Origin of the sequence: Acinetobacter sp. YH12151 (genome assembly GCF_013418355.1) — a bacterium.
GTDB classification, from domain to species: domain Bacteria; phylum Pseudomonadota; class Gammaproteobacteria; order Pseudomonadales; family Moraxellaceae; genus Acinetobacter; species Acinetobacter pseudolwoffii.
Genome location: NZ_VPCG01000109.1, coordinates 1 through 1,230 on the forward strand (window position 1 = coordinate 1; position 1,230 = coordinate 1,230).

Annotated in this window: 1 protein-coding gene; it reads right to left on the reverse strand. The window is 54.7% G+C overall.

Annotated elements, in window-relative coordinates:
• Positions 1-728 precede the first annotated feature (728 nt).
• On the reverse strand, positions 729-914 hold the full coding sequence (locus tag FTU82_RS15970) for a hypothetical protein (RefSeq protein ID WP_180101653.1): 186 nt from the start codon (positions 912-914) through the stop codon (positions 729-731).
• Between the last annotated feature and the right edge of the window lie 316 nt (positions 915-1,230).

Below are 1,230 nucleotides of genomic sequence, written 5' to 3' on the forward strand. Positions count from 1 at the left end.
CTCTAAAAATCCCATGCACTAACGTTGGTTCAAATCTAAGCCATCATGACACATCTGTGCAACACCTTGTTGCGTGTTGTCGCATCCAGGATGCGACAACGTTGTGTCACCCTGGATGCGACAGGTAAACAAAAAACACACTAAAAAAACAACAACTTACAAATCGGCGTAAAAGATCTATTCTAGGCAAGGGTGTTGCGCGCAACGCAACGCCCTTTGGGGGTGTCGGGGCGAAGCCCTGACCCAGTCACGTAGCGATAGCGGAGTGTATACTGGCTTACTCCTCTGCAAGCCTCGCCAGCCGTGATTTTTGCCAGATTTCGTGGTTTTCACGTTCAACAGCTCCTGCACGTTTTTTGCCGTCCGTTCACCGTTAACCCCCGCAGAAATCGGGACAGGATGTGCAAATGTAATACCGTCACCCGCGACGATATTCCGTTTGCCATCTGGTCAGGGCTTCGCCCCGACACCCCGTATCAGTGCGTACGTGCTCAATGTGGTTTCCGGTTCTCTTCCGCTTCCTCGCCCACTCGCTCACTAACGTTCGGTCGCTGGGGCTGCGGCGAGCGGTGCCACCTCTCGCATGTTGTCGGTGATTCCGCTGTTGTTCTTTCGGGGATGAGTCGTCAGAGAGCCCTTCAAACGCGCTCAGAAGCTCTCAGACGCACGAGGCGGGGTTTAAATGCCCGTCAGGGCATGGAAGGCGCGAAAAACGCTTACAGAGGCTCTCAGGAGGTCAGGCGCGCCGATACCCCTAACCAGGGGCTTTCAGGTCGCCAGGAACCGCGCCAGCCCCCTGCAAAGCCCAACTGCACGGTACAGGCAGTCACTCGGTTGGTAGGTGGTCGTAGACCGTCGATGTTACAGCGATGGGGGTCTGGGGTTCTCCCCAGACGGTTTCCGGTTGCGCTCAAGGCGCTGCCGGAACCGTGGCGGCTCGGTCGTTCTGGAGATCGGGGAGCAAAAACACGCAAGGGATTTTGAGGCGGCAAAAGAGCAATGCAGGATAGACAATCATGGTCAAAACGTTAACACGTAGCCCCTGATTGTCCGCCTGCCGCTGGCTCTTTAAATCCGGCCGCCCTGAATGACACTAAAGCCGTTTTTGAGTGCCTTTTTGTGGTTGGTTATGGTGCCTTTCCAACCAAATTGTTCATTCAGCCGGTATGTTTTTGATCTGCAAACTTTAGGTCCCTCAAAGATCACCCCAACATCCAGTAGCGCGCGAAC